Origin of the sequence: Streptomyces sp. NPDC017520 (assembly GCF_044329855.1) — a bacterium.
In the GTDB taxonomy this organism is placed as follows: domain Bacteria; phylum Actinomycetota; class Actinomycetes; order Streptomycetales; family Streptomycetaceae; genus Streptomyces.
This window is the reverse complement of sequence record NZ_JBIRKB010000011.1, coordinates 50,019-72,916: the sequence shown is the minus strand read 5'-3', so window position 1 is coordinate 72,916 and position 22,898 is coordinate 50,019. Positions and strand designations below refer to the sequence as shown.

The 22,898-nt window shown below is 71.5% G+C and carries 22 protein-coding genes and 2 pseudogenes; 10 read left to right on the top strand and 14 right to left on the bottom strand.

What is annotated here, in order from left to right:
* The first annotated feature begins 27 nt into the window (after positions 1-27).
* Positions 28-1,140 (top strand): annotated as a pseudogene (locus tag ACH4KB_RS25480) (glycoside hydrolase family 43 protein).
* 2 nt (positions 1,141-1,142) lie between these two features.
* Here ACH4KB_RS25480 and ACH4KB_RS25475 read toward each other — a convergent pair.
* Positions 1,143-1,298 (bottom strand): annotated as a pseudogene (locus ACH4KB_RS25475) (MOSC domain-containing protein); the annotation flags it as partial.
* 19 nt (positions 1,299-1,317) lie between these two features.
* On the opposite strand from ACH4KB_RS25475, the gene ACH4KB_RS25470 reads away from it, so the two are divergent.
* Both ACH4KB_RS25470 and ACH4KB_RS25465 read left to right on the top strand, forming a co-directional pair.
* The gene (locus ACH4KB_RS25470; protein WP_398068209.1) at positions 1,318-1,521 is read left to right on the top strand and encodes a type II toxin-antitoxin system Phd/YefM family antitoxin; all 204 of its coding nucleotides are present in this window, start codon (positions 1,318-1,320) and stop codon (positions 1,519-1,521) included.
* 123 nt (positions 1,522-1,644) lie between these two features.
* The gene (locus ACH4KB_RS25465) at positions 1,645-2,265 is read left to right on the top strand and encodes a hypothetical protein (RefSeq protein WP_398068208.1); all 621 of its coding nucleotides are present in this window, start codon (positions 1,645-1,647) and stop codon (positions 2,263-2,265) included.
* 128 nt (positions 2,266-2,393) lie between these two features.
* Here ACH4KB_RS25465 and ACH4KB_RS25460 read toward each other — a convergent pair whose 3' ends face one another.
* Together ACH4KB_RS25460 and ACH4KB_RS25455 are read right to left on the bottom strand one after the other, a co-directional pair.
* Positions 2,394-4,316, bottom strand: a complete 1,923-nt coding sequence (locus ACH4KB_RS25460; RefSeq protein ID WP_398068207.1) for an AMP-dependent synthetase/ligase — start codon at positions 4,314-4,316, stop codon at positions 2,394-2,396.
* A gap of 82 nt (positions 4,317-4,398) precedes the next feature.
* A complete protein-coding gene (locus ACH4KB_RS25455; RefSeq protein ID WP_398068206.1) occupies positions 4,399-5,694 on the bottom strand; it encodes an acetyl-CoA C-acetyltransferase in 1,296 nt (431 codons plus the stop codon).
* A 103-nt stretch (positions 5,695-5,797) separates the two neighbouring features.
* Here ACH4KB_RS25455 and ACH4KB_RS25450 point away from each other — a divergent pair, with 103 nt between their 5' ends.
* Positions 5,798-7,120, top strand: a complete 1,323-nt coding sequence (locus ACH4KB_RS25450; protein WP_398068205.1) for a 3-oxoacyl-ACP reductase — start codon at positions 5,798-5,800, stop codon at positions 7,118-7,120.
* Between the two features lie 5 nt (positions 7,121-7,125).
* Entirely contained in the window at positions 7,126-8,046 is a 921-nt protein-coding gene (locus ACH4KB_RS25445; protein ID WP_398068352.1) for a MaoC/PaaZ C-terminal domain-containing protein, read from the top strand.
* A gap of 160 nt (positions 8,047-8,206) precedes the next feature.
* Here the strand turns inward: ACH4KB_RS25445 and ACH4KB_RS25440 are convergent, their stop codons facing one another.
* Positions 8,207-8,851: a TetR/AcrR family transcriptional regulator gene (locus ACH4KB_RS25440; RefSeq protein ID WP_398068204.1), complete on the bottom strand. Its 645-nt coding sequence runs from the start codon at positions 8,849-8,851 to the stop codon at positions 8,207-8,209.
* A 199-nt stretch (positions 8,852-9,050) separates the two neighbouring features.
* Here ACH4KB_RS25440 and ACH4KB_RS25435 point away from each other — a divergent pair, with 199 nt between their 5' ends.
* Positions 9,051-10,292: an alpha/beta hydrolase family protein gene (locus tag ACH4KB_RS25435; RefSeq protein WP_398068203.1), complete on the top strand. Its 1,242-nt coding sequence runs from the start codon at positions 9,051-9,053 to the stop codon at positions 10,290-10,292.
* Positions 10,293-10,377: 85 nt separating this feature from the next.
* Here ACH4KB_RS25435 and ACH4KB_RS25430 read toward each other — a convergent pair whose 3' ends face one another.
* The 7 genes from ACH4KB_RS25430 to ACH4KB_RS25400 form a co-directional block, all read right to left on the bottom strand.
* Positions 10,378-11,757 carry a dicarboxylate/amino acid:cation symporter gene (locus ACH4KB_RS25430; protein ID WP_398068202.1) on the bottom strand — a complete coding sequence of 460 codons (1,380 nt, stop codon included), beginning with the start codon at positions 11,755-11,757 and terminating at the stop codon, positions 10,378-10,380.
* Positions 11,758-12,327: 570 nt separating this feature from the next.
* The gene (locus ACH4KB_RS25425; protein WP_398068201.1) at positions 12,328-12,678 is read right to left on the bottom strand and encodes a MerR family transcriptional regulator; all 351 of its coding nucleotides are present in this window, start codon (positions 12,676-12,678) and stop codon (positions 12,328-12,330) included.
* 23 nt (positions 12,679-12,701) lie between these two features.
* Entirely contained in the window at positions 12,702-13,655 is a 954-nt protein-coding gene (locus ACH4KB_RS25420; RefSeq protein ID WP_398068351.1) for an aldo/keto reductase, read from the bottom strand.
* Between the two features lie 194 nt (positions 13,656-13,849).
* Positions 13,850-14,143: a DUF4229 domain-containing protein gene (locus tag ACH4KB_RS25415; RefSeq protein WP_030576971.1), complete on the bottom strand. Its 294-nt coding sequence runs from the start codon at positions 14,141-14,143 to the stop codon at positions 13,850-13,852.
* Between the two features lie 120 nt (positions 14,144-14,263).
* Entirely contained in the window at positions 14,264-14,800 is a 537-nt protein-coding gene (locus ACH4KB_RS25410) for a GNAT family N-acetyltransferase (RefSeq protein ID WP_398068200.1), read from the bottom strand.
* A 116-nt stretch (positions 14,801-14,916) separates the two neighbouring features.
* Complete coding sequence (gene mqnE / locus ACH4KB_RS25405) at positions 14,917-16,080, bottom strand: aminofutalosine synthase MqnE (protein WP_215106175.1); 1,164 nt, start codon at positions 16,078-16,080, stop codon at positions 14,917-14,919.
* Positions 16,081-16,174: 94 nt separating this feature from the next.
* Entirely contained in the window at positions 16,175-16,630 is a 456-nt protein-coding gene (locus tag ACH4KB_RS25400; protein WP_003968405.1) for an Lrp/AsnC family transcriptional regulator, read from the bottom strand.
* Between the two features lie 121 nt (positions 16,631-16,751).
* On the opposite strand from ACH4KB_RS25400, the gene ACH4KB_RS25395 reads away from it, so the two are divergent.
* Entirely contained in the window at positions 16,752-16,898 is a 147-nt protein-coding gene (locus ACH4KB_RS25395; protein ID WP_007460445.1) for a hypothetical protein, read from the top strand.
* Positions 16,899-16,951: 53 nt separating this feature from the next.
* On the opposite strand, the gene ACH4KB_RS25390 is transcribed toward ACH4KB_RS25395, so the two are convergent.
* The gene (locus tag ACH4KB_RS25390) at positions 16,952-17,638 is read right to left on the bottom strand and encodes a UbiX family flavin prenyltransferase (protein ID WP_398068199.1); all 687 of its coding nucleotides are present in this window, start codon (positions 17,636-17,638) and stop codon (positions 16,952-16,954) included.
* Positions 17,639-17,758: 120 nt separating this feature from the next.
* Between ACH4KB_RS25390 and ACH4KB_RS25385 the strand changes: the two genes are divergently transcribed.
* Positions 17,759-18,385 carry a rhomboid family intramembrane serine protease gene (locus ACH4KB_RS25385; RefSeq protein ID WP_398068350.1) on the top strand — a complete coding sequence of 209 codons (627 nt, stop codon included), beginning with the start codon at positions 17,759-17,761 and terminating at the stop codon, positions 18,383-18,385.
* A 6-nt stretch (positions 18,386-18,391) separates the two neighbouring features.
* Here the strand turns inward: ACH4KB_RS25385 and mqnP are convergent, their stop codons facing one another.
* Positions 18,392-19,312: a menaquinone biosynthesis prenyltransferase MqnP gene (gene mqnP / locus ACH4KB_RS25380; protein WP_398068198.1), complete on the bottom strand. Its 921-nt coding sequence runs from the start codon at positions 19,310-19,312 to the stop codon at positions 18,392-18,394.
* Entirely contained in the window at positions 19,309-20,766 is a 1,458-nt protein-coding gene (locus ACH4KB_RS25375) for a menaquinone biosynthesis decarboxylase (protein WP_398068197.1), read from the bottom strand. Before ACH4KB_RS25375 ends, mqnP begins: the two co-directional genes overlap by 4 nt.
* Before the next feature lie 260 nt (positions 20,767-21,026).
* On the opposite strand from ACH4KB_RS25375, the gene ACH4KB_RS25370 reads away from it, so the two are divergent.
* Entirely contained in the window at positions 21,027-21,383 is a 357-nt protein-coding gene (locus ACH4KB_RS25370; protein ID WP_398068349.1) for a PLD nuclease N-terminal domain-containing protein, read from the top strand.
* 159 nt (positions 21,384-21,542) lie between these two features.
* Positions 21,543-22,856 (top strand): aldehyde dehydrogenase family protein, encoded by a 1,314-nt coding sequence (locus ACH4KB_RS25365; RefSeq protein ID WP_398068196.1) that lies wholly within the window; start codon positions 21,543-21,545, stop codon positions 22,854-22,856.
* Positions 22,857-22,898: the final 42 nt, after the last annotated feature.

Here is a 22,898-nt window from a genome sequence, read left to right as displayed (position 1 = left end):
CGAGCCCCCCACCCCAGGAGCGACCCCATGCGCAAGCTCAGAGATCCCTTCCGCCGCCCGTCCGGCCTCGGCGCGCTCGCGCTGGCCGGCGCCCTCGCCTCGACGCTCTTCCTCTCGCCCCCCGACACCGCCCAGGGCGCGCAGCCCTCCACCGAGGCCGCACCGCAGGGGCAGGCCAGCCTCCGCGCGGCCGATCCCAGCGTGTTGCGGGTGGGCGGTACGTACGTCGGCGTCCAGTCGACCGGCGGCGGCATCGTCGTACGGCAGGCGTCGTCCACGGACGGACTGGCCACCGCGCCCGCCCGGCAGGTCTGGTCGGACAGCCGGGGCCGGGGTGAGGTCTGGGCACCCGAGATCGTGATGGACGGCGGGCGGTACTACATCTACTTCACCGCCGGCGTCGGGGCCGCCCACCGCATGTTCGTCATCAGCTCCGCCTCGCCCGACAGCGGGTACGGGGCGGAGACCCAACTCGCCCTCCCCGACGGCAAATGGGCCATCGACGGCACCCTGTTCACGTTCGAGGGACAGCGCTGGTTCGTCTGGTCCGGGTGGGCCGGCGACACCAACGTCGAGCAGAACCTCTACATCGCCCGGATGAGCAGCCCGACCCAGCCCACCGGTGCGCGGTACGTCATCTCGCAGCCGCGCGAGAGCTGGGAGCGGGTGGTCGGCAACCCGTTCATCAACGAGAGCCCGTAGGCCATCAGGGATCCGAACGGGCAGCTGCACATCACGTACTCCGCCAACGGCAGTTGGAGCGACCAGTACTGCCTGGCCGATCTGCGGCTGCGCAAGGGCGGCGACCCCACGTACGTATGGGACTGGTACAAGTCGAACGGCTGCCTGTTCGGCTCCAACCGCGCGACGATGATGGCCGGTTGGGACCCGACGTTGCACGTGAACGGCCCCGGTCACCACACCTTCGTGCTGCTCCACGGGGACATCGGCACCAGCCCGCCCGCCGGGCCGAAGTTCCCGTCGATGTACCACGCGGTCGCGAAGGGCACCCCGTACTCCTGGGCCAACCGTCACTGGTACACCGGCACCTTCGCCTGGTGGGGCGACACCACCTACTCGCGCGCCAACGTCCCCGGCCCCACGTCCGACAAGGGCTGGAGCCTGAAGTTCTTCGAGTGATGCGCCAGAGGCGGGGCTCCGCGCTCGGCCAGCCGCGTGTGCGGGTGGGCGAGGGAGGCGCGGGGGAGCACATGGACGGCGCTGCTGTCGGCCTGACCGGAGGTGCCGGGGGTCAGGCCGTCGGTCTCCCGGTCATGCTCCGGAGATGCGTGGATCAATATGTAGTACATGTAATCCATGGAGACCACCGCCCGAGATTTCCATCAGCGATCCTCACAGATCCTCGCCGCGGCAGCACGCGGCGAGACCATCACCGTCACCAAGAACGGCACCGCCGTCGCGCGCGTTGTTCCCATTACCGACGACGATGTCCCTCCTTACCCGACCGACCCCATGGGCGCCATCCAGCTCCCCGACCTGGGCCTGCCCGACGATCTCTGAGGAGGCCACTCGCCACAGCGTGCCCGCTCCGCCTTCACCCGGCGGAGTGGAGTCCGCCGCCCGCAGGGGTGGTCCGGCCTCGCCATGCTTCGGTCCCGTCGTGGTGTGCCGAACCATGAGCGCATGTCACTGAACACATCGCCGAACGGTCTGCGTTCGCTGGCCCGCCGCGTGGTTCCCATGCTGCTGGTCGCCCAAGTCATCTTCCTGCCCCTTCACTCCGCCTCCGCCGCCGAGCACACGGCGCACGCGTGCGCGTCGTCCGCCGGCTGCGGTTCGGTCGTCGTCGCGCCCGTCTCGCAGGCGGCCCCGCAGCACGGTGACTGCACCAGTCCGGAACCGGTCGTGTGCCTGATCCGGAGCGAGACGCCGCAGGAGCGCGAGGTCGCCCGCGATCAGCGGATGCGCTATCACGACCTCCTTGAGGACATGGAACGCACGGAGTGCGCCATGCGCGCCGAAGGGCGCTCGGAGGAGGACATCGCCCGGGCTCTGGTCCAGATGCGCAATGACGCCAAGGACGTCGTCCGCGCCGGCATGACCCCCGAGCAGGTCGCGGAGCTGGAGGCACGCAACCAGAAGAAGTACGGGAACCCGCTCGGCCCGACGGCGGACCAGCTCTACCTGAAGTACGGCTCGTGGGAGAAGGTCTCCGAAGCCGCCACCCGTTCGAGCGCGGCCGTGGACCGGGAGCTCGGCCTGGAGTTCCGCCACTGCTCCTGCGACGTCCTCCAGCCGGCCTGACCGGTTCCGCCCGGGCCGGGCTCGGGCCCCCGCGCGGGCCGGGCCCGGCGCGAGGGCGAACCGGTGCACGAGGAGTTGAGCACCGCTCTCCTGAAGCGGCTCTCAGGGCCGGCCCTCCCCCCGCCCCCTCACTTCCGGTACAACGCCTCGATCTCCCCCGCGAAGTCCCGCGCGATCGCGTCCCGCTTCAGCTTCAGCGACGGCGTCAGGTGGCCCGTCTCCTCCGTGAAGTCCACCGGCAGGACCGTGAACCTACGGATCGACTCCGCGCGGGAGACCAGGCGGTTCGCCTCGTCGACCGCCTTCTGGAGCGATGTGCGCAGGTCCTCGTCGTGGACCAGGTCCCGCAGCGGGATGTCCTCCTTCTTGGTCATCCGGCGCCAGTGCTGGAGGCCGTCCGGCTCCAGCGTGAGCAGGGCGGTGATGAACGAGCGGTTGTCGCCGACGACCATGCACTGGCTGACCAGGGGGTGGGCGCGCAGCCAGTCCTCCAGCGGGGCCGGGGTGACGTTCTTGCCGCCCGACGTGATGATGATGTCCTTCTTGCGGCCCGTGATCGTCAGATAACCGTCGTCGTCCAGTGCGCCCAGGTCGCCCGTGGGGAACCAGTCGTCCGGCAGGAGTGCCGGGGTCACCTGCGCCCGTTCGCCGTCCCAGTAGCCCCGGAAGACCTGGCCGCCCCGCAGAAGCACCTCGCCGTCCTCCGCGATGCGCACCGACGTACCGGGCAGTGGCCACCCGACCGTGCCCAGCCGGGGTTTGAGGGGCGGGGTCACCGTGTGGGCGGCCGTGGTCTCCGTGAGTCCGTAGCCCTCGAAGATACCGATGCCCGCGCCCTCGTAGAACGCGGCGAGCCGGCGGCCGAGCGGGGAGCCGCCGCAGATCACGTACCGGACCCTGCCGCCGAGCGCCGCCCGGATGCGGCGGTAGACCAGCGGGTCGTACAGGGCGCGGGCGGCGCGCAGGCCGACGCCCGGGCCGGGGCCCGTGCCGTGTTCGGCGGCCTCGACCGCCTTGCCGTAGCGCTGGGCTATGCGGGCCGCGCGGTCGAACGACGAGGCCCGGCCCATCTTCTCGGCCGTCGCCCGGCCCGTGTTGTAGACCTTCTCCAGGACGTACGGGATGGCGAGGAGGAAAGTCGGGCGGAAGCCCGCTAGATCGGCGAGAAGGTCCTCCGTCCGGATGGACGGGGCGTGGCCCAGGCGCACCCTGGCCCGCATGCAGCCGATCGCCACCATGCGGCCGAAGACGTGTGAGAGGGGGAGGAAGAGGAGGGTGGAGGCGGGGTCCTTCGAGACCGACTTGAAGACCGGGTGGAGGAGTTCGATCGCGTTGTCGACCTCGGCGAAGAAGTTGCCGTGGGTCAGGACGCAGCCCTTCGGGCGGCCCGTGGTGCCCGACGTGTAGATCAGGGTGGCGGGCGTGTCCGGTTCCAGGGAGGCCCTGCGGGCCGCCACCGCCGCGTCCGGGAGGTCCTGGCCGAGGGACTTGAGCCGGCCGATCGCCCCGGTGTCGAACTGCCACAGGTGCGCCAGGCCGTCGAGCTGCTTGCGCTCCTGGCTGATCACGCGGCCCTGTTCCTTCGTCTCCACCGCGCACGCCACCGCGCCCGAGTCCTGGAGGATCCAGCGGACCTGGAACGCGGAGGAGGTCGGGTAGATGGGGACCGTCACCAGGCCGGCCGCCCACGACGCGAAGTCCAGCAGCGTCCACTCGTACGTCGTCCGGGCCATGATCGCGACCCGGTCTCCCGCCCGAAGTCCTTCCGCCATCAGGCCCTTGGCCACCGCCAGCACCTCGGCGGCGAACTCGGCGGCCGTCACGTCCTGCCACGTGCCCTCGGCGTCCTTGCGGCTGAGCACCGGGTCCGACGGGGCCTGTCGGGCGTTGTCGAACGGGATCTCGGCCAGCGAGCCGCGCTCCACGGCCGGTGCGAACTTCGGTACGGAGACCTCCTGGACCCTCCCGTCGGGGCCTCGCTTCTTCGTCGGCTCGACCAGAACGGGCGTGGCTGCGGGGGCGGTTGCGGCAGCGGAAGGTGGCGTTGACACGTGCGGCTCCTCGGTTCGGGGGTCGGGCGGGTCGGTTCGCCGGGTCGTCCGTCCGGCAGGGATGCGGCAAGAGGCAAGCAGGTCAGGGGCGTTCCAGGATGGCGGTCACCCCCTGGCCGCCCGCCGCGCAGATCGAGATCAGTCCCCGGCCGGGCGTGCCCCGTTCCGCGAGGAGCTTGGCCAGAGTGGCGACGATCCGGGCGCCCGTCGCGGCGAAGGGGTGGCCGGTGGCCAGGGAGGAACCGGCCACGTTCAGCCGGGTCCGGTCCACCGGAGCCAGGCCCTGCTTCTCCCAGGCGGCGAGGGTGGCCAGCACCTGGGAGGCGAACGCCTCGTGGATCTCGTACAGGTCGAAGTCCTCGATGCCCAGGCCGGCCCGCTCCAGCAGGCGCGGCACCGCGTGCGCCGGGGCCATGAGGAGGCCGTCGTCGCCGTCCACGTAGTCCACGGCCGCCGTCTCGTACAGAGAGAGGTACGCGAGCGGTTCCAGACCCCGCTCCCGCGCCCACTCCTCCGTCGCCAGCAGGACGGTCGCCGCTCCGTCCGTCAGCGGAGTGGAATTTCCCGCTGTCATGGTGGGGTTGGGGCCGGGCACCCCGAACACCGGCTTGAGCTTCGCCAGTTGCTCGACCGTCGACCCGGGGCGCAGGTTCTGGTCGCGGGCCAGGCCCCGGTACGGGATCACCAGGTCGTCCAGGAAGCCCCGTTCGTACGCGGCGGCCAAGCGCTGGTGGCTGGTGGCGGCCAGCAGGTCCTGGTCCTGGCGGGCCACCGCCCAGCGGCGGGCGGTGACGGCGGCGTGCTCGCCCATCGACAAGCCGGTGCGGGGTTCGGCGTTGCGCGGGATGTCCGGGACGAGGTGGCGGGGGCGGACGGCGGCGAGCGCCTTGAGGCGGGCTCCCGTCGTCTTCGCGCGGCGGGCGGCGAGCAGGATGCGGCGCAGTTCGTCGTTGACGCCGAGCGGGGCGTCGCTGGTGGTGTCGGAGCCGCCCGCGATCGCCGAGTCGACGGAGCCGAGCGCGATGGTGCTGGCGGCGGCGATCACCGCCTGGAGGCCCGTGCCGCAGGCCTGTTGGACGTCGTACGCCGGGGTGCGCGGGTCGAGCGCGGAGCCGAGGACCGTCTCCCTCGCCAGATTGAAGTCGCGGCTGTGCTTGAGGACCGCCCCCGCGACGAACGCCCCGACCCGCTCCCCGGCCAGGCCGTGGCGCTCCACGAGGCCGTCGAGCGCGGCCGTCAGCAGGTCCTGGTTGGAGGCGGTCGCGTACGGGCCGTCGGAGCGGGCGAAGGGGGTGCGGCTGCCGCCGATGACCGCCACGCGGCGCGGCTGCGGCAGGGCGAGGGGAATCGGCGGTCGCGGGCTCGTCACCGTGACCATCTCGTCTCGGTCGGTTCGGGATGGTGCATCATCTCGACCAGCTCCTGACTCTTAAGTAACCTTACTCAAGAGTAAATCTACGACCGAGCAGGGAGTCAGGACAATGGCCGATCGCTATCTGCACCTCACCGGCACAGCACCCGGCCGCTTCCTCACCCGGCGGCTCGGCCTGCCGCAGCCCGCCCCGCTGCGCCGCTGGACCCTGGAGACGCCGCGCCTGGTCGGACCGCTGCTGCACCTGACCGCCGGGACCTCGGCCATCGGGGACGGCCTGGCGAAGGTGCTGGCCACGACCGGGCTCACCATCGAGGAGCGGCCGACGCGGCCCGCCGGGATCGTCCTGGACGCCACCGGGGTCGCCTCCGCCCGGGGACTCGCCGGGGTGCACGCCGCCCTCCATCCCGTCGTACGGTCGCTGGCTCCCGGTGGCCGGATCGTCGTCCTCGGCACGCCGCCGACCGTGGAGGACCACCATCAGGCCGCTGCCCAGCAGGCGTTGGAGGGTTTCGTCCGGTCGCTGGGCAAAGAGGTCGGGCGGGGCTCCACGGTCCAGCTCGTGCGGCTCCCGGCCGACGCGACGCCGGAAGCCGCCGAGTCCACCCTGTGCTTCCTGCTCTCCCCCCGCTCCGCGTACGTCAGCGGCCAGGTGATCGAGCTGACCGCCGCCGCCCCGGGCTCCGCGCCCGACCGGTCGGCCCCGCTCGCCGGCCGTACCGCCCTGGTCACCGGAGCGGCCCGGGGCATCGGCGCGTCCGTCGCCTCGGTGCTGGCCCGCGACGGGGCGCACGTGATCGCGCTGGACGTTCCGGGGGCCCAGGACGACCTGGTGCGCACCGCCGACCGGCTCGGGGCCACCGCGCTGCCGCTGGACATCACCGCACCCGACGCCGCGGCCCGCATCGCCGCCGTCGCACCGGACGGGCTCGACGTCCTCGTCCACAACGCGGGCATCACCCGCGACCGCCGCCTCGCCAACATGCCGGCCGAACGCTGGGCCCAGGTCATCGAGGTCAACCTCGACAGCGTGCTCCGCACCACCGACGAGCTCCTGGCCGCGGGCGCCCTGAACCGGGGCGGCCGGATCGTCGCCACCGCCTCCATCGCGGGCATCGCGGGCAACGACGGCCAGACCAACTACGCGGCAAGCAAGGCGGGCGTCATCGGCCTCGTCCGCTCGCTCGGCCCGCGCGCCGCCGCCGAGCACGGCGTCACCGTCAACGCGGTGGCCCCCGGCTTCATCGAGACGAGGATGACCGCCGCCGTGCCCTTCCTCATCCGCGAGGCGGGCCGCCGGATGAACTCCCTCTCCCAGGGCGGGCTTCCGGCCGACGTCGCCGAGGCCGTCGCCTGGTTCGCCCACCCCGCCTCCGGGGCGGTCAACGGCCAGGTGCTGCGCGTCTGCGGCCAGAGCCTGCTGGGGGCGTGAGTCCGATGACCTCGCTCAGCGCCTCGCTCGCGCGCGGGGCCCTCACCTCCCCCTTCAAGCGCGCCGGACGCCCGGACGCCACGCTGCCCCCCGGCCGCCTCACCCGCCCGGCCGCGCCCGCCGCGCCCGGCCCCCTCGCCGCGTACGGGAGGATCTGCGGGTTCCCGGAGTCCGGCGCGCTGCCGCTCACGTACCCGCATGTCCTGGCCTTCCCGCTGACCATGCGGCTGATGACCGGACGCGCCTTCCCGCTGCCGGTGCTCGGGCTCGTCCACACCTGGATCGAGATCACCCCGCACCGTGCCGCAGGGCCCACCGAGCCAGTCGAACTAACGGTGTACGCGCAGGAGTTGACGCCACACTGGCGGGGCGCCGAGGTCACGATGACGACCGAGGCCCGGGTGGGCGGGGAGCTGGTATGGGAGTCGCGCAGCGGCTACCTGTCCCGGCGCCGACGGGCGACGCCGGACAACGCGCCCGGGGGCGGGGCGACGCCGGACAACGCGCCCGGGGGCCGCTCGACGCCGGGCGGGGTGTCAGGCGGGGCGGCAGCCGTACAACGTCCCGTCACCGCCGCCCCACCGGCCGCCGACGCTCTGCCCGCCCGTGCCGAGTGGCGGCTCCCCGGTGGTCTGGGACGGCGGTACGGTGCTGTCTCCGGAGACCGCAACCCGATCCATCTGCACCCGCTGACCGCCCGGCTGTTCGGCTTCCCCCGGGCCATCGCGCACGGCATGTGGACGGTCGCCCGCTGCCTGGCCGAGGCCGGCGACCAGGCCTCGATCCGTTCCGTACGGGCCGACTTCAGAGCTCCCGTCCTGCTCCCCGCCACCGTGACGTACGCGGCCGACGCCGCCGGAAGCGCCTTCGAACTGCGCGGCCCCGACGGGCGCGTGCACCTCGTCGGGTCGGTGGACAGGGCCTGAGGGCTGTCCCGCAATTCCCGGGGGATCAGCGCGCGGCGTCAGCTGCGGTGCATCGCAAGGCGGAGGGACGTCCCCCTACTGGATGTATGGGGACGTCCCGACAACGCGGCGAGGTGCCGTAGCTGTCGTCGCGCGCCCGCCGGGAATTGCGGGACAGCCCTCAAGGAGCCGGCGGGGTCCACGGCCGGGCGTGCATCAGGTTCTCCAGGCCCGCCCAGGCGAAGTTCATGAGGGTCTCCGCGGCCTCCTTCGCCGAGACGTCCGGGGTGTCGTTGGCCCAGCCCGCCAGCGACTCCGCCGCGCCCACCAGCGCCTGCGCGAGCCCCGCCACGTCCCGGTCCGCGAGTGCGGGGTCACTGTGCGCCTCGCGGGCGGCGGCCCCGATCAGCCCCGTCACGAACGCGACGATCTCGTCCCGCATGGAGCCGAGCTCACTGACGAACGGCTCCCCGTGCGAACGCGCCTGGCGGTGCAGGACCGACCAGCCGTCCGGATTCTCGGCGGTGTGGAGGAAGAACGCCCGCAGCCCCGCCCACAGTTGGCCGTCGGCGGGCAGCCCCGGTTCCGCCCCGGCCCGCACCGCCTCCAGCAGGGCGTTCGCCTCGCGGCGGATGCAGGCGGAGAACAGCTCTTCCTTGGAATTCAGATACAGGTAGACCAACGGCTTGGACACCCCGGCCAGCTCCGCGATCTCGTCCATCGAGGCGGCCCGGTAGCCGCGCCGGCCGAAGGTCCGCACCGCGGCGTCCATCATCTGCTGCTCGCGCACGGCGCGCGGCATCCGTTTGCTCTTCACTGCACCCACGTCCGGATCCTCCCCGCCCCCACTGCCCTGCTCCCGCCCCAGGGTACGGCGGCGCGCGGCCCCGCGCCGTGGCGAGCGATCACCGGCGGCGGGGGCGGCCGGGTGCGACCGGCGGAGGAGAGGGGTCATCCCCTGGTCCGACAGCGGGTCCACCCGGCGTCCGATGTGCCCGTCCGGTCACCTGCCTAGCGTTGCGGACATGACGATCTCCCTCCGCAACAGCCCGGCCGGGGTCGCCGCCGCGGCGCTCGCCCTGACCGCTCTGGCCGCGCTGGCCACGGCCGCGCCCGCCTCGGCGTCCGGCGGCCCGGCGCCGGCCGCCGCCTTAGCCCCCGCCTCCGCCGCCCCGGGCACCCTGGCCGGGGCGAGAGCCCCTCAGCTCCCGCGCCCCACCGGCCCGTACGCCACCGGCCGCGACACCCTCCTCCTGACCGACCACGCGCGCACCGACCCATGGGTACCGGCCGCCGGGCCGCGCCAGTTGCTGGTGTCGCTGAACTACCCGGCCCGCCCCGGCACCGGCGGCGACCCGGCCCCGTACATGACGGAGGAAGAGGCGCGGCTGATGCTCGCGCAGCGCGGTCTTGAGGGCGTCGTGCCGCCCGAGCGGGTCAGCGCCACCAGCACCCATGCCCGTACGGCGGCCCGGCCGGCCCCGGGACGCTTCCCGCTGGTCCTGCTCTCCCCCGGCTTCGGCACGCCCCGGGCCACGCTGACCGGGCTCGCGGAGGAACTGGCGAGCCGGGGTTACGTCGTGGCGACCGCCGACCACCCGTACGAGTCGACCGGTACGCAACTGCCCGACGGGCGGGTCCTCACGTGTGCGGCCTGCGACAAGGTGGACGCGCAGCCCGACCAGGCCGCGCGGCGGGAGGTCCTGGCCGACGTCTCCGCCGGGCGGGCCGACGACTTCTCGTTCCTGCTGGACCGGCTGACCGGCCCGGACCCGGCGTGGCGGCACGCCCGGACGATCGACCCGCGCCGGGTGGGCATGGCGGGCCACTCCATCGGGGGCAACGCGGCCTCCTCCACGATGGCCGCCGACCGGCGGGTGGACGCGGGGGCCAACATGGACGGCACGTTCTTCGACCCGGCCCCCGCCCGGGGAATGGACGGGCGGCCGTTCCTCATGCTGGGCACCGACCCCGGGCACGGTCCCGGCTCCGACACGTCCTGGGACGAGGCCTGGGACCGGCTGGACGGCTGGAAGCGGTGGCTGACGGTGCGGGACTCCGGGCACTTCACCTTCACGGACATCCCCGAGATCGGTGAGCAGCTCGGCATCGAGGACCCGGACGCGCCGCTCTCCGCCGCGCGCTCGACCACGATCACCCGGAGCTATGTGACGGCCTTCTTCGACCGGAGCCTGCGCGGCCGGCCGGCCCCGCTGCTGAACGGCCCGAACCCGGCCGACCCGGAGGTCCTCTTCCAGCGTCCCTGACCGTACGCGGAACACGGCAGCGCCCTCGGACCACGTTCCGTACGTGGTCCGAGGGCGCCGACAGGACTGCTGGGGCCGAATGGTGCTAGGCGGTGACGGGCACCGCGCTCTTGGGCTCCGCGTCGCGGACCTCGTCCTGGTTGCTGTCACCGAAGGAGTCGATCGGGGAGGAGGAGGCCGAGTTGTACGCGTCGTGGTCGAGGATCTTCTCCCGGGCCGAGACGAGCACCGGGACCAGCGCCTGGCCGGCCACGTTGGTGGCGGTGCGCATCATGTCCAGGATCGGGTCGATGGCCATCAGCAGGCCGACGCCCTCCAGCGGGAGGCCCAGCGTGGACAGGGTGAGGGTCAGCATGACCGTCGCGCCGGTGAGACCGGCGGTGGCCGCCGAGCCGATCACCGAGACGAAGGCGATCAGGAGGTAGTCGCCGATGCCCAGCTGCACGTCGAAGATCTGCGCGATGAAGATCGCCGCCAGCGCCGGGTAGATCGCGGCGCAGCCGTCCATCTTCGTGGTCGCGCCGAACGGCACGGCGAAGGAGGCGTACTCCTTCGGAACGCCGAGGCGCTCGGTGACCCGCTGGGTGACCGGCATGGTGCCGACCGAGGAGCGGGAGACGAAGGCGAGCTGGATCGCGGGCCAGGCGCCCTTGAAGAACTGGAGCGGGCTGACCTTGGCGACGGTGGCCAGGAGCAGCGGGTAGACGCCGAACATCACCAGGGCGCAGCCGATGTAGACGTCGGCGGTGAAGGTCGCGTACTTGCCGATGAGGTCCCAGCCGTAGTCGGCGATGGCGTAGCCGATGAGGCCGACGGTGCCGATCGGGGCGAGGCGGATGACCCACCACAGGGCCTTCTGGAGCAGTTCCAGGATCGACTGGCTGAGGGTGAGGATCGGCTGGGCCTTGTCGCCGAGCTTGAGGGCGGCGATACCGGCGACGGCGGCCATGAACACGATCTGGAGCACGTTCAGCTCGGTGAACGGCGTGATCACGTTGTCCGGGACGATGCCGGTCAGGAAGTCGATCCAGCTGCCCTTGGTCTCGGAGAGCGCGCCGTCCTTCGGCGTGAGGCCGGTACCGGAGCCCGGGTTGGTGACCAGACCGATCACGAGGCCGATGGCGACCGCGATCAGCGAGGTGATCATGAACCAGAGCAGGGTGCGGGTCGCGAGCCGGGCGGCGTTGTTGACCTGGCGCAGGTTGGTGATCGACACGAGGATCGCGAAGAAGACCAGCGGGGCGACGGCCAGCTTCAGCAGCTGGACGAAGAGCGAGCCGATCTCGTCGAGGGTGGTGACGAGCCAGCCGAGGTCCTGGCTGCGGGCCAGCCAGCCGAGCAGCACGCCGAGGACCAGACCGGCGACGATCTGGGCCCAGAACGGGACCCTGGGTATACGGAAACCGGGGCCGGAGCCGGTGGGCTGCTCAGCCTCGGGGGCGGCGGACGCGGGGTTCGCGGACACGGACACACTCCAACTGGGGACGCATCGGGACGCACGGAGGCAACCGTGCGGTCGTGCGGTGGAACGGGGACGGGGTCGCGGCGCCCGCGTCGAGGGGCGGCGCCGCTGCATGATGCCGTATCAGACCTCGCGGCAACAGACCGCGGACATACAGCGGCAGAGATCGACATGCAGGCGCGCCACGAGCGGGATGCTCGCGGCATGACGGAGGCGCACAGCTGTCTTCACATCGAATACGTTAACACTTGAACTTTGGGAACCTCAAAGTGCTTCTTTGGCCGGCGGGCATGGCTCCGTCGGCCGAAAGGTGATCCGGAGCCCCGACAAGCGTCACACAGGCGGGCTTGTCGTCACCGGCGGGGCGGGCTGTTGCCGTGCGCCTCGCCCGGTCTTCGACGGGGGCGTCGTGCGACCGGGCGAGGCGGCAGCGGGGCATGCCGCGGGTTCGTCCGCCTGTCTGGGCCAGGGCACGGACGTCGTGCCACTGACGTCGTCGGAAGACGGCGAGCGGTTCGGGACGGCGGGTGGGCGTGGTGGGCGGTGCGCGGAGCGAGTGCGGGCCCTCCGCACTCAGCTGTAGTAAGCGATCTTGTCGTCGAGGACGTCCATGGCCCGGGACAGCGCCGCCACTCGCTGTTCCAGGGAGGCACGGCGCTCGCGGAGGAAGGCGACCCGGTCCTGCGCGGAATGCTCGGTGCGCAGCATGGCGACGAATTCCCGCAGGTCCGCGATGCCGAGGCCGGCGTCACGAAAGCACGTGACCAAGCCGATCCAGAAGACGTCGTCCTCGGTGTACTCCCTGCGCCCGCCGGGGGAACGCCGAATGGGTCCGATCAGCCCTTCGCGCTCGTAGTAGCGCAGTGTGTCGAGGGAGACACCGGTGCGGTCGGCCGCCGCCGCCGGTGTGAGGAGGGTGGCCACGGGGCTTCCTTGCTCGATGACTGCTACCGCGCTTCGGCGAAGCGGGCCAGGTGCTCGTCGCCGAGCCGCACACGGCGTGCGGCCAGCGCCTCGTCGATCTGTTCCACCCGGCTCACGCCGACGATGGGGTCGATCCCCCGGCGCATCAGCCAGGCGAGGACGACTTGGTTCCTCGTGGCCCCCAGCTCACTGGCCACGTCGTCCAGGACCGAGAGCACCCGAGTGGTACCGGGATGATCATAGGTCTCCGGAAGCGGCTTGTCGGGGCGCACGTAGGAACCCCACATCAGTGAGCTGTACGACCACACAGTGAGCCCCTGCGACTGCGCGAAGTCCAGGTCATCGTCAGTGAGCAGGCGATGGCCGCCCTCCGCGAGGGGGGTGAGCGGGCGCGGCTGAACGAGTGAGTGGCGCAGTTGCAGGGCCGTCCACGGTTCCACGCCCTGCTCCCCGGCGAGTGAGCGGGCGCGTTCGACGCGCCAGGCAGCATGGTTCGCCGCCCCGATCCGCAGGGCCGCTCCCTTCGTGACCAGCTCGCCGAAAGCGCCGACGGTCTCCTCCAGCGGCACGGTGCGGTCCTCGGCGTGAGCCCAGAGGAGATCGACGTGATCGACCCCGAGACGTTTCAGACTCTCTTCGGCACCGCTTCGCACGGCGGGGGCGGAAAGCCCTTCGGCGCTCTGCGGCCAGGAGTGCGGGACGAGCGGATTGTGCCTGACCTTCGTCGCGATCCGCACGACGTCGCGCGCGCCGGGGCGCGCTCGGAGCCACGCGCCGATGACGCGCTCGCTGGCACCGCCGACACCACTCGAATCGACCCAGAAGGAGTAACAGTTCGCGGTGTCGAGCCAGACACCGCCTTCGCCGACGAACGCATCAAGGATCGCGAAAGCTTCCTCAGGGCCGACGCGGGTACCGAAGTCCATCGTCCCGAGGACGATCTGGGGGCCAGTGCTGGTGATATCCATGCCCCCCATCCTCGGATCTGGAGCGCGCTCCAGGTCAAGTGCGCTTGGACGGTCAGGCGGCACGGTGCCGGAGAACAGTGGGAGAACGCCGCGGACCCCGGTGCTGGAGCCTGTTGGCTCCCGCCCGGGGTCCGGCGGAGAAGGGGTGCGCGCGGAGCGCGTGTGTGAGGAAGCTTACGTGGCGTCTACAGGCGTCACGGGCGTTACTGGACCGCGTCCTCGCGGGTGCGGTTGGCGTCGAGGCGCGCCTTGGTGCGGTCGACGGTGGAGACGATCTGCTCGGACATCTCGTCGCGCTGCCTGCGCAGCAGCACGTAGCTGAGCGGGGCGGAGAGAAGGAGACCGAGGAGGATCACCCAGACGACGTTGGAGCCTCCGAGCCCTGCCGGCACCAGCCCGAAGTGGACGGCGACACCGGCGGCGAGGAAGCAGCCGACGAAGATCAGCAGGCGCAACGCCGTGTAACGGATCAAGGCGCTCGGCTTGGCAGCGGACACGGCTGGCCCTCTCTCTTCCCATGGACTCTCGACACGCTTCTGCCCGTCCAGTGAAGCATGGCCCGAATTCTCTCGGTTCAGGGGGTTGCCGGGCCCACCCCGAGTCCCCTGAGCCCTGACTCAAGAGACCGCCGGGCCCAGGGGCAGCAGCATGATGACGTCGTCCCGGTCGTCGTGGGGGGCGACCCGGATCGCGTCCGGCACCCGGCCGACCTCCTTGTATCCGCAGGCGGCGTAGAAGCGGTCGGCGCCGGTGCCGCCCCGGCAGGTGAGGCGGATCGCCTCGATGCCCTCGACGGAGCGGGCGGCGTCGGCGGCGGCGGCCATGAGGTCGCGGCCGTACCCCTTGCCCTGGTGGCGGGGGTGGACCATGACGGTGTAGAGCCACAGCCAGTGCTTCATCAGCCGGTGGTCGTTGAGGGCGAGGAAGGCGGTGGCGGCGACGGCGCCCTCCTCGTCGCGGCCGACGAGCAGCCGGGTGCGGCCCCCCTCGATGGCGACCAGATGCTTCAGCAGCTCGGGCCGGATGTCCTCGGCCGTGACGGGCGGAACGAAGCCGACGGCTCCGCCCGCGTTGCTGACGTCGGCCCAGAGGGCGGTGATGCCGTCGCGCAGGGCAGGGGTGAAGGAGGGATCCAGCTCGAAAGTAAGTGCCATAGTGGCAGAGTAACCATTACGACCCGTAGGGCTCAACCCTGCCCGGAGCGCGAGAAAGCCCCGGCCGGGTCGGCGGCCGGGGCTTTCTCGCCCTGCGGGGTCGGGCAGGGTGGGCGTCAGACGCGCATCGGCTGCGGCGACTCGCGGCGGTCCGCCTCCGGGCCCGGGTACTCGCGCAGGATCTCGTACCGGGTGTTCCGCTCGACCGGCCGGAAACCGGCGTCGCGGATCAGGTCCAGCAGATCCTCGCGGCCGAGCTTGTTCGGCGTGCCGAAGTCGTCGGCGTCATGCGTGATCTTGTACTCGACGACCGAGCCGTCCATGTCGTCCGCGCCGTGCTGGAGCGCGAGCTGGGCGGTCTGCACACCGTGCATCACCCAGAACACCTTGACGTGCGGCACGTTGTCGAAGAGCAGCCGGGAGACCGCGAAGGTCTTCAGCGCCTCGGCGCCGGTCGCCATCGTGGTGCGCGCCTGCAGCTTGTTGCGGACCTTGCCGTCCTTCATGTCCACGAAGTCGTGCTGGTAGCGCAGCGGGATGAAGACCTGGAAGCCGCCGGTCTCGTCCTGCATCTCCCGCAGCCGCAGCACGTGGTCGACGCGGTGACGGGGCTCCTCGATGTGCCCGTACAGCATCGTCGCGGGGGTCTTGAGCCCCTTCTCGTGCGCGAGGCGGTGGATGCGCGACCAGTCCTCCCAGTGGGTGCGGTGGTCGACGATGTGCTGGCGGACCTCCCAGTCGAAGATCTCCGCGCCGCCGCCGGTCAGCGATTCGAGACCGGCCTCGATCAGCTCGTCGAGGATCTCGGAGGCCGAGAGGCCGGAGATCGTCTCGAAGTGGTGGATCTCCGTCGCCGTGAACGCCTTCAGCGCGACGTCCGGAAGGGCTTCCTTCAGCGCGCTGAGCGAGCGCGGGTAGTAGCGCCACGGCAGCGTCGGGTGGAGTCCGTTGACGATGTGCAGCTCGGTGAGGTTCTCGCCCTCCATCGCCTTGGCGAGGCGGACGGCCTCCTCGATGCGCATCGTGTACGCGTCCTTCTCGCCCGGCTTGCGCTGGAACGAGCAGTACGCGCACGAGGCGGTGCACACGTTGGTCATGTTGAGGTGACGGTTGACGTTGAAGTGCACCACGTCGCCGTTCTTGCGCGTGCGCACCTCGTGCGCCAGCCCGCCGAGCCACGCCAGGTCGTCGGACGCGTAGAGGGCGACCCCGTCCTCGCGGGTCAGCCGCTCGCCGGCCCGGACCTTCTCCTCCAGCTCGCGCTTGAGTCCCGCGTCCACTAGGGCGCCTCCCATATCTCCGTGTATCAGACTCCGGCCAACCGTACTCCCCCACCCTTCGGGCGGGAGGTGCCCCCTCTACGGCGCTCCGCGCCTAGGCCTCTTCGGGGAGTTCTCCGACCCGGTTCTCCCACTTGGTGGAGAGCACGATCGTCGTACGCGTCCGGGAGACGCCCTTCGTTCCGCTGAGGCGGCGGATCGTCTTCTCCAGACCGTCCACGTCACCGACCCGGACCTTCAGCATGTACGAGTCGTCGCCCGCGATGAACCAGGCGTCCTCGATCTCCGCGAGGTCCTTCAGCCGGCGCGCGACGTCCTCGTGGTCGGCCGCGTCCGACAGGGAGATCCCGATCAGCGCGGTCACGCCGAGCCCCAGCGACGCGGAGTCGACGGTGGCGCGGTAGCCGGTGATGACCCCGGCGGTTTCCAGCCGGTTGATGCGGTCGGTGACGCTGGGCCCGGAGAGCCCCACGAGCCGTCCCAGCTCGGCGTACGAGGCCCTGCCGTTCTCCCTGAGGGCCTGGATGAGCTGCCTGTCCACCGCGTCCATATGACTGAAACCTTCCATTGTTCAGCAGTACCGCGAGTTTACGTGTAGAATCTAAGGCATGCAGGGCTGATGCCCTGTAAATCTTCTAGAACATCCAAAAAATGCTTTCGAATCTTCAGGAGTGAACTTCACCGTGTACACGATCGAGATGGCCTACGCCCGGATGCGCGAGCTGCAGGACCTGGCCAACCGCTCGCGTGCCCACCAGCCCGCCGCCGCGCACCGCGTCGACAAGACCCGCACCCCGCGCGCGCACAAGAAGCGCTGACCAGCACCTGCCCGACCGGGACCTGCCTGACTGCCTGACTGTCCGGCCAGGGCCTATCGGTCCTGAGGGCCTCGGGAACCGCCACCGAGCTCTCCTTCCCAACGGCGGTACAGCCGGTGCGGCACGCCTCCCGCGTCCAGCACCCGCCCCGCGACGAAATCCACCAGATCCTGGATATGCGTCGCACCCGCGTAGAACGCCGGAGAGGCGGGCAGCACGATCGCGCCCGCCTCGTCCAGGGCCACCATCTGCTTCAGCGTCTGGCCGCTCAGCGGGGTCTCGCGCACCGCGACGACGAGCGGGCGGCGCTCCTTGAGCGTCACGCTCGCGGCCCGCTGGAGCAGATCCTTCGACAGACCGAGCGCCACTCCGGCCACACAGGCCGTCGAGGCCGGCACGATGAGCATCCCCTTCGCCGGGTACGACCCGGAGGACGGCCCGGCCGCCAGATCACCGGCGGGCCAGTGGCGTACGCGCTCCAGCTCGGCGTCCCCGACCGCGAACGCGTCCGGCTTCCCGTCGGCCCCCCGCTCCAGCCAGGTCCGCAGATCCTCGCGCCAGTGCCCGTCCCGGAACGCGATGCCGGTCTCGTCCAGCAGCGTGAGCCGCGAGGCCCGGCTCACCACCAGGTCCACGCTCTCGCCCGCCGCGAGCAGCCCGCGCAGAACGGCCGCCGCGAACGGGGTACCCGAAGCACCGGACACCCCGACAATCCAAGGCCGTCGCTGCTGTTGAGTCACTGAAGTCCTGGATTCCACATCTGCGAGCCTATCCGGCACGCCCTCGCGCCCGGCACCCGGAACCGGGCGGGCGCCGCAGACGTTCACCGGGTGACGGGCAACCGGGGGCAGGGGCTGACCATGGGCGACTACTGGACCACCGACCGGACCACGGGCAACGGCGCCACCGGCGGTGCGCGGGCCCTGACCGCAGGGCTCCTGATGGCGGGCTGGGTGGCCCTGCTCTGGATCCTCGAAGGGATCGACACCGCCACGGGCAACGCCCTGGACACCTACGGCATCAGCCCGCGCGAGGTGCCGGAGCTGCGGGACGTGGTGCCCGCCGCGTTCCTGCACAGCGGCTGGGAGCACCTGGCCTCCAACAGCGTCCCGCTGCTGGTCCTCGGCTTCATCGCCGCCCTCGCGGGGCTCCGCCGGTTCGCCGCCGTCGTCGTGACGGTCATCCTGGTCAGCGGCCTCGGCGTCTGGCTGACCGCCCCGGCGAACACGATCACGCTCGGCGCGTCCGGCGTGGTCTTCGGGCTGCTCGGCTATCTCCTGGTCCGCGGCTTCGTGGACCGCCGCCCCTGGGACGTCCTCATAGGCGTCGGCGTCGCCGTGGTCTACGGCTCGCTGCTGTGGGGCGTCCTGCCGACCGACTCGGGCGTCAGCTGGCAGGGCCACCTGTTCGGGCTGGCCGGCGGGGTGGCGGCGGCCTTCCTCTTCCGCCGCCCGCGCCGCACACCGGACAACCTGGTCACGGTCTGAAGGGCCTCACGGCGCCAGGCCGCGCACCAGCAGGTCGAGCAGCGCGCAGGCGAACAGCGCGATGCCGATGAAGCCGTTCACCGAGAAGAACGCCCGGTTGAGCCGGGACAGATCGTGCGGCCGCACCACCCGGTGCTCGTAGACGAACGCCACCGCGACGATCGCCATGCCGATCCAGTAGAAGACCTCGGCGTCCGTGGCCAGACCGAACCACACCAGCAGCCCGGTCGTGACCACGTGGCACACCCGCGCGCCCCACAGCGCCGCCGGGATCCCGAAGCGCGCCGGGAAGGAGAGCACCCCGTGGGCCCGGTCCGCCTGAACATCCTGGCAGGCGAAGATCAGGTCGAAGCCGCCGATCCAGATCCCCACGGCGAGCCCGAGGATCACCGCGTCCCACGACCAGCTTCCGGTCACGGCGAGCCAGGCGCCGACCGGCCCGATGGCCTGCGCGAGGCCCAGGATGGCGTGCGGGAAATTCGTGAACCGCTTGCCGTACGGATAGACCACCATCGGCACGACGGCCAGCGGCGCGAGCACCAGGCACAGCGGATTGAGCAGGGCCGCCGCGCCCAGGAAGACGACCAGCGCGACGAGCGCACCGGTCCACGCGGACTTCACCGACACCGCGCCGGTCACCAGCTCACGGCCCGCGGTGCGCGGGTTCCGGGCGTCGATCTCCCGGTCGATGATCCGGTTGGCGGCCATCGCGAACGTCCGCAGCCCCACCATCGCCAGCGTGACGAGCAGCAGCGTGCCCCAGTGGATGGAGCCGTCCAGCAGGAACATCGCGGTCAGCGCGGCGATGTACGCGAAGGGCAGCGCGAAGACCGAGTGCTCGATCATCACGAGCCGCAGAAAGGCCTTCACCTTGCTGTCCGAGGGCGCGGGCCCGGGAACGGACGCCGCTTCCGCCGTACTGCTCACAGCCCGTATTCCTTCCAGCGGCGGTCGACCTTCGCCGCCGTCTCCGGGTCGGAGACGACCATCTCCGGCCATCCGCCGTCCCGGGTGTAGCCCTCGGTGGGCAGCTTCCTCGTGGCGTCGATGCCCGCCTTGCCGCCCCAGAACTGCTGGTACGAGGCGTGGTCCAGGTGGTCGACCGGCCCTTCGGTGACGGTGAGGTCGCGGGCGTAGTCGGTGTTGCCGAGCGCCCGCCAGGCGACCTCGTGGAGGTCGTGGACGTCGCAGTCGGAGTCGACCACCACGATCAGCTTGGTCAGCGACATCATGTGCGCGCCCCAGATCGCGCTCATCACCTTCTGGGCGTGCTTCGGGTACTTCTTGTCGATCGAGACGATCGCGCAGTTGTGGAAGCCGCCCGCCTCGGGAAGGTGGTAGTCCACGATGTCCGGCACGATGATCTTCAGCAGCGGCAGGAAGAAACGTTCCGTGGCCCGGCCCAGCGGCCCGTCCTCGGTCGGCGGGCGGCCCACCACGATGGACTGGAGCAGCGGCCGCTTGCGCATGGTGACGCAGTCGATGGTCAGTGCGGGGAACGGTTCCTGCGGGGTGTAGAAGCCCGTGTGGTCGCCGAACGGGCCCTCGGGGAGCATCTCGCCCGGCTCCAGCCAGCCCTCGATGACGACCTCCGCCTGCGCGGGGACCTGGAGCGGCACGGTCTTGCAGTCGACCATCTCGATCCGCTTGCCCTGGACGAACCCGGCGAAGAGGTACTCGTCGATGTCCCCGGGCAGCGGCGCGGTGGAGGCGTACGTCACGGCGGGCGGGCAGCCGAAGGCGATGGCGACGGGCAGCCGCTCACCGCGCCTCGCCGCGACCTGGTAGTGGTTGGCGCTGTCCTTGTGGATCTGCCAGTGCATCCCGATGGTGCGCTTGTCGTGGCGCTGGAGCCGGTAGAGGCCCAGGTTCCGGACGCCGTTCTCGGGGTGCTTGGTGTGGGTGAGGCCGAGGTTGAAGAAGGAGCCGCCGTCCTCGGGCCAGGTGAACAGCGCGGGCAGCTGGTCCAGGTCGACGTCGTCGCCGGTCAGCACCACCTCCTGGACGGGCGCGTCACCGGTCTTCACCTTCTTCGGCGGCACGTGCACCATCGAGCCGAGCTTCCCGAAGGCCTCCCGCACCCCGACGAAGCCCTGCGGCAGCTCCGGCTTGAGGAGTCCGCCGATCTTGTCGCTGATGTCGCTGTACGACTTCAGCCCGAGGGCCTTCAGCAGGCGCCGGTCGGTACCGAAGACGTTCATGGCCAGGGGCATCGAGGACCCCTTGACGTTCTCGAACAGCAGGGCGGGCCCACCCGCCTTGTTGACCCGGTCGACGATCTCGCCGACCTCCAGGTGGGGGTCGACCTCGACCTTGACGCGCTTGAGATCACCATCGCGCTCAAGAGCCCGGAGCAGGGAGCGAAGATCGTCGTAAGCCATGCGGTCCAGTTTGTCATCCCCGCCCACGCCGCCCCGCCGGGGCTCCCCCCGCGCCGCGCGCCGAAAGTCCGCCGCCCTCCCGCGCACGCGCCCGCCCCGTAGGGCGGCGGTCCCGAAGTCGAACGTGGCCCTTCCGCGCACGCGCCCGCGGGTCCGGCTTCGCGCCCCGGTTCCTTCATGCCGAGCCGGTACCCTGGCCGCGACACCGGGCTTCATCCCGCCCACCGCCGCTTCCTGGGGGACGCACCATGAGAGCCCTGATGTTCATCGTCCCGCTGGCTCTGACGATCTACGCGTTCATCGACTGCCTGAACACCACGGAGGAGGACACCAAGCATCTGCCGAAGATCGCCTGGGTCTTCATCATCCTGCTGTTCTGGATCGTCGGCCCGGTCGTGTGGCTCGCCGTCGGCAAGAAGCGCCACAACCGGGCCGGGGGCACCGGACCCGGCTCCTGGCAGCGGCGCGGGCGGCAGCAGTGGGTGGCCCCGGACGACAACCCGGATTTCCTCAAGTCGCTCAAGGACGACAAGGACGCCGAGGCCGAAGCCGAGGAGGAGCGGGGCCGCCGCGACGGCGGCACGGGCCCCGACGACAAGACCCCGCCCACGTCCTGACCCACTTCCTGACCCACGTCCTGACCGGGTATTCCGGCCCGCCGGGGTGATCTTTCCGACCGGCGCGGTGAGCACGTCGTGGGGGCGTCGTCGGCCATCCTCGGAGGGGTAGCAGCAGCGCGGGCCCGCCCCGCGCGCCCACCCCTGAGGAGCCCCCACATGTCCGAGACCCCCGCCGACATCGTCGCCCGCCTCCGGGCCTCCTTCCGCACCGGCCGCACCAAGGACCTCGCCTGGCGCACGGACCAGCTGGAGCGGCTGCGCGCCCTCCTCACCGAGCACGGCGACGATCTCGCGGACGCGCTGCGCGCCGATCTCGGCAAGGGCCGCAAGGAGGCGTACCGCACCGAGATCGACTTCACGGTGCGGGAGATCGACCACACGCTGGAGCACCTGGCCGACTGGCTGCGCCCCGAGCCCGCCCCCGTACCGCCGCACCTCGCCCCCACCGGCGCCGAGGCACGTACCGTGCTGGAGCCGCTCGGCGTCGTCCTGGTCATCGCGCCGTGGAACTACCCGGTGCAACTGCTGCTCGCCCCGGTCGTCGGCGCGCTCGCGGCAGGGAACTGCGTGGTGGCCAAACCCAGCGAGCTGGCGCCCGCGACCTCCGCCGCCGTGGCCCGGCTGCTGCCGCGCTACCTGGACCCCGAGGCGGTCGCGGTCGTCGAGGGCGCGGTCGAGGAGACGACGGCCCTGCTGGAACAGCGCTTCGACCACATCTTCTACACCGGCAACGGCACGGTCGGGCGGATCGTGATGACCGCCGCCGCGAAGCATCTGACGCCCGTCACCCTGGAGCTGGGCGGCAAGTCCCCTGCCTTCGTCGACCGGGGCACGGACCTGGCGGCGGTGGCCGCCCGGCTGGTCTCGGGGAAGTTCCTCAACGCCGGGCAGACCTGCGTGGCCCCCGACTACGTCCTGACCGACCCGGAGACCGCGCCGGCCCTCGCGGACGCGCTGGCGGGCGCGGTGGAGAAGCGGTTCGGCGCGGACCCGGCGGACCACCCCGAGTACGGGAGGATCGTGAACGAGCGCCACTTCGACCGGCTGACCGGGCTGCTGGACTCCGGCCGGACGGTGGCGGGAGGCGTCCACGACCGGGCGACGAAGTACATCGCGCCGACCGTGCTGGCCGACGTCGCCCCGGACGCGCCGGTGATGGGCGAGGAGATCTTCGGGCCGATCCTGCCGCTGGTCACGGTGGCCGGCCTGGACGAGGCGATCGGCTTCATCAACGACCGGGACAAGCCGCTGGCGCTGTACGCGTTCACCGAATCCGACACCGTACGGGAGCGGCTGCTGGCCGAGACGTCCTCGGGGGCGGTCGGCATCGGTCTGCCGCTGGCCCATCTCACCGTCACGGACCTGCCGTTCGGCGGGGTCGGCGAGAGCGGCATGGGCAGCTACCACGGGCCGTACTCCCTGGAGACGTTCAGCCACCGCAAGGCGGTCCTGGACACCCCGCTGGGCTGACCTGGCACAGGCGGCGGCCCCGGACGGGGAATCCGTCCGGGG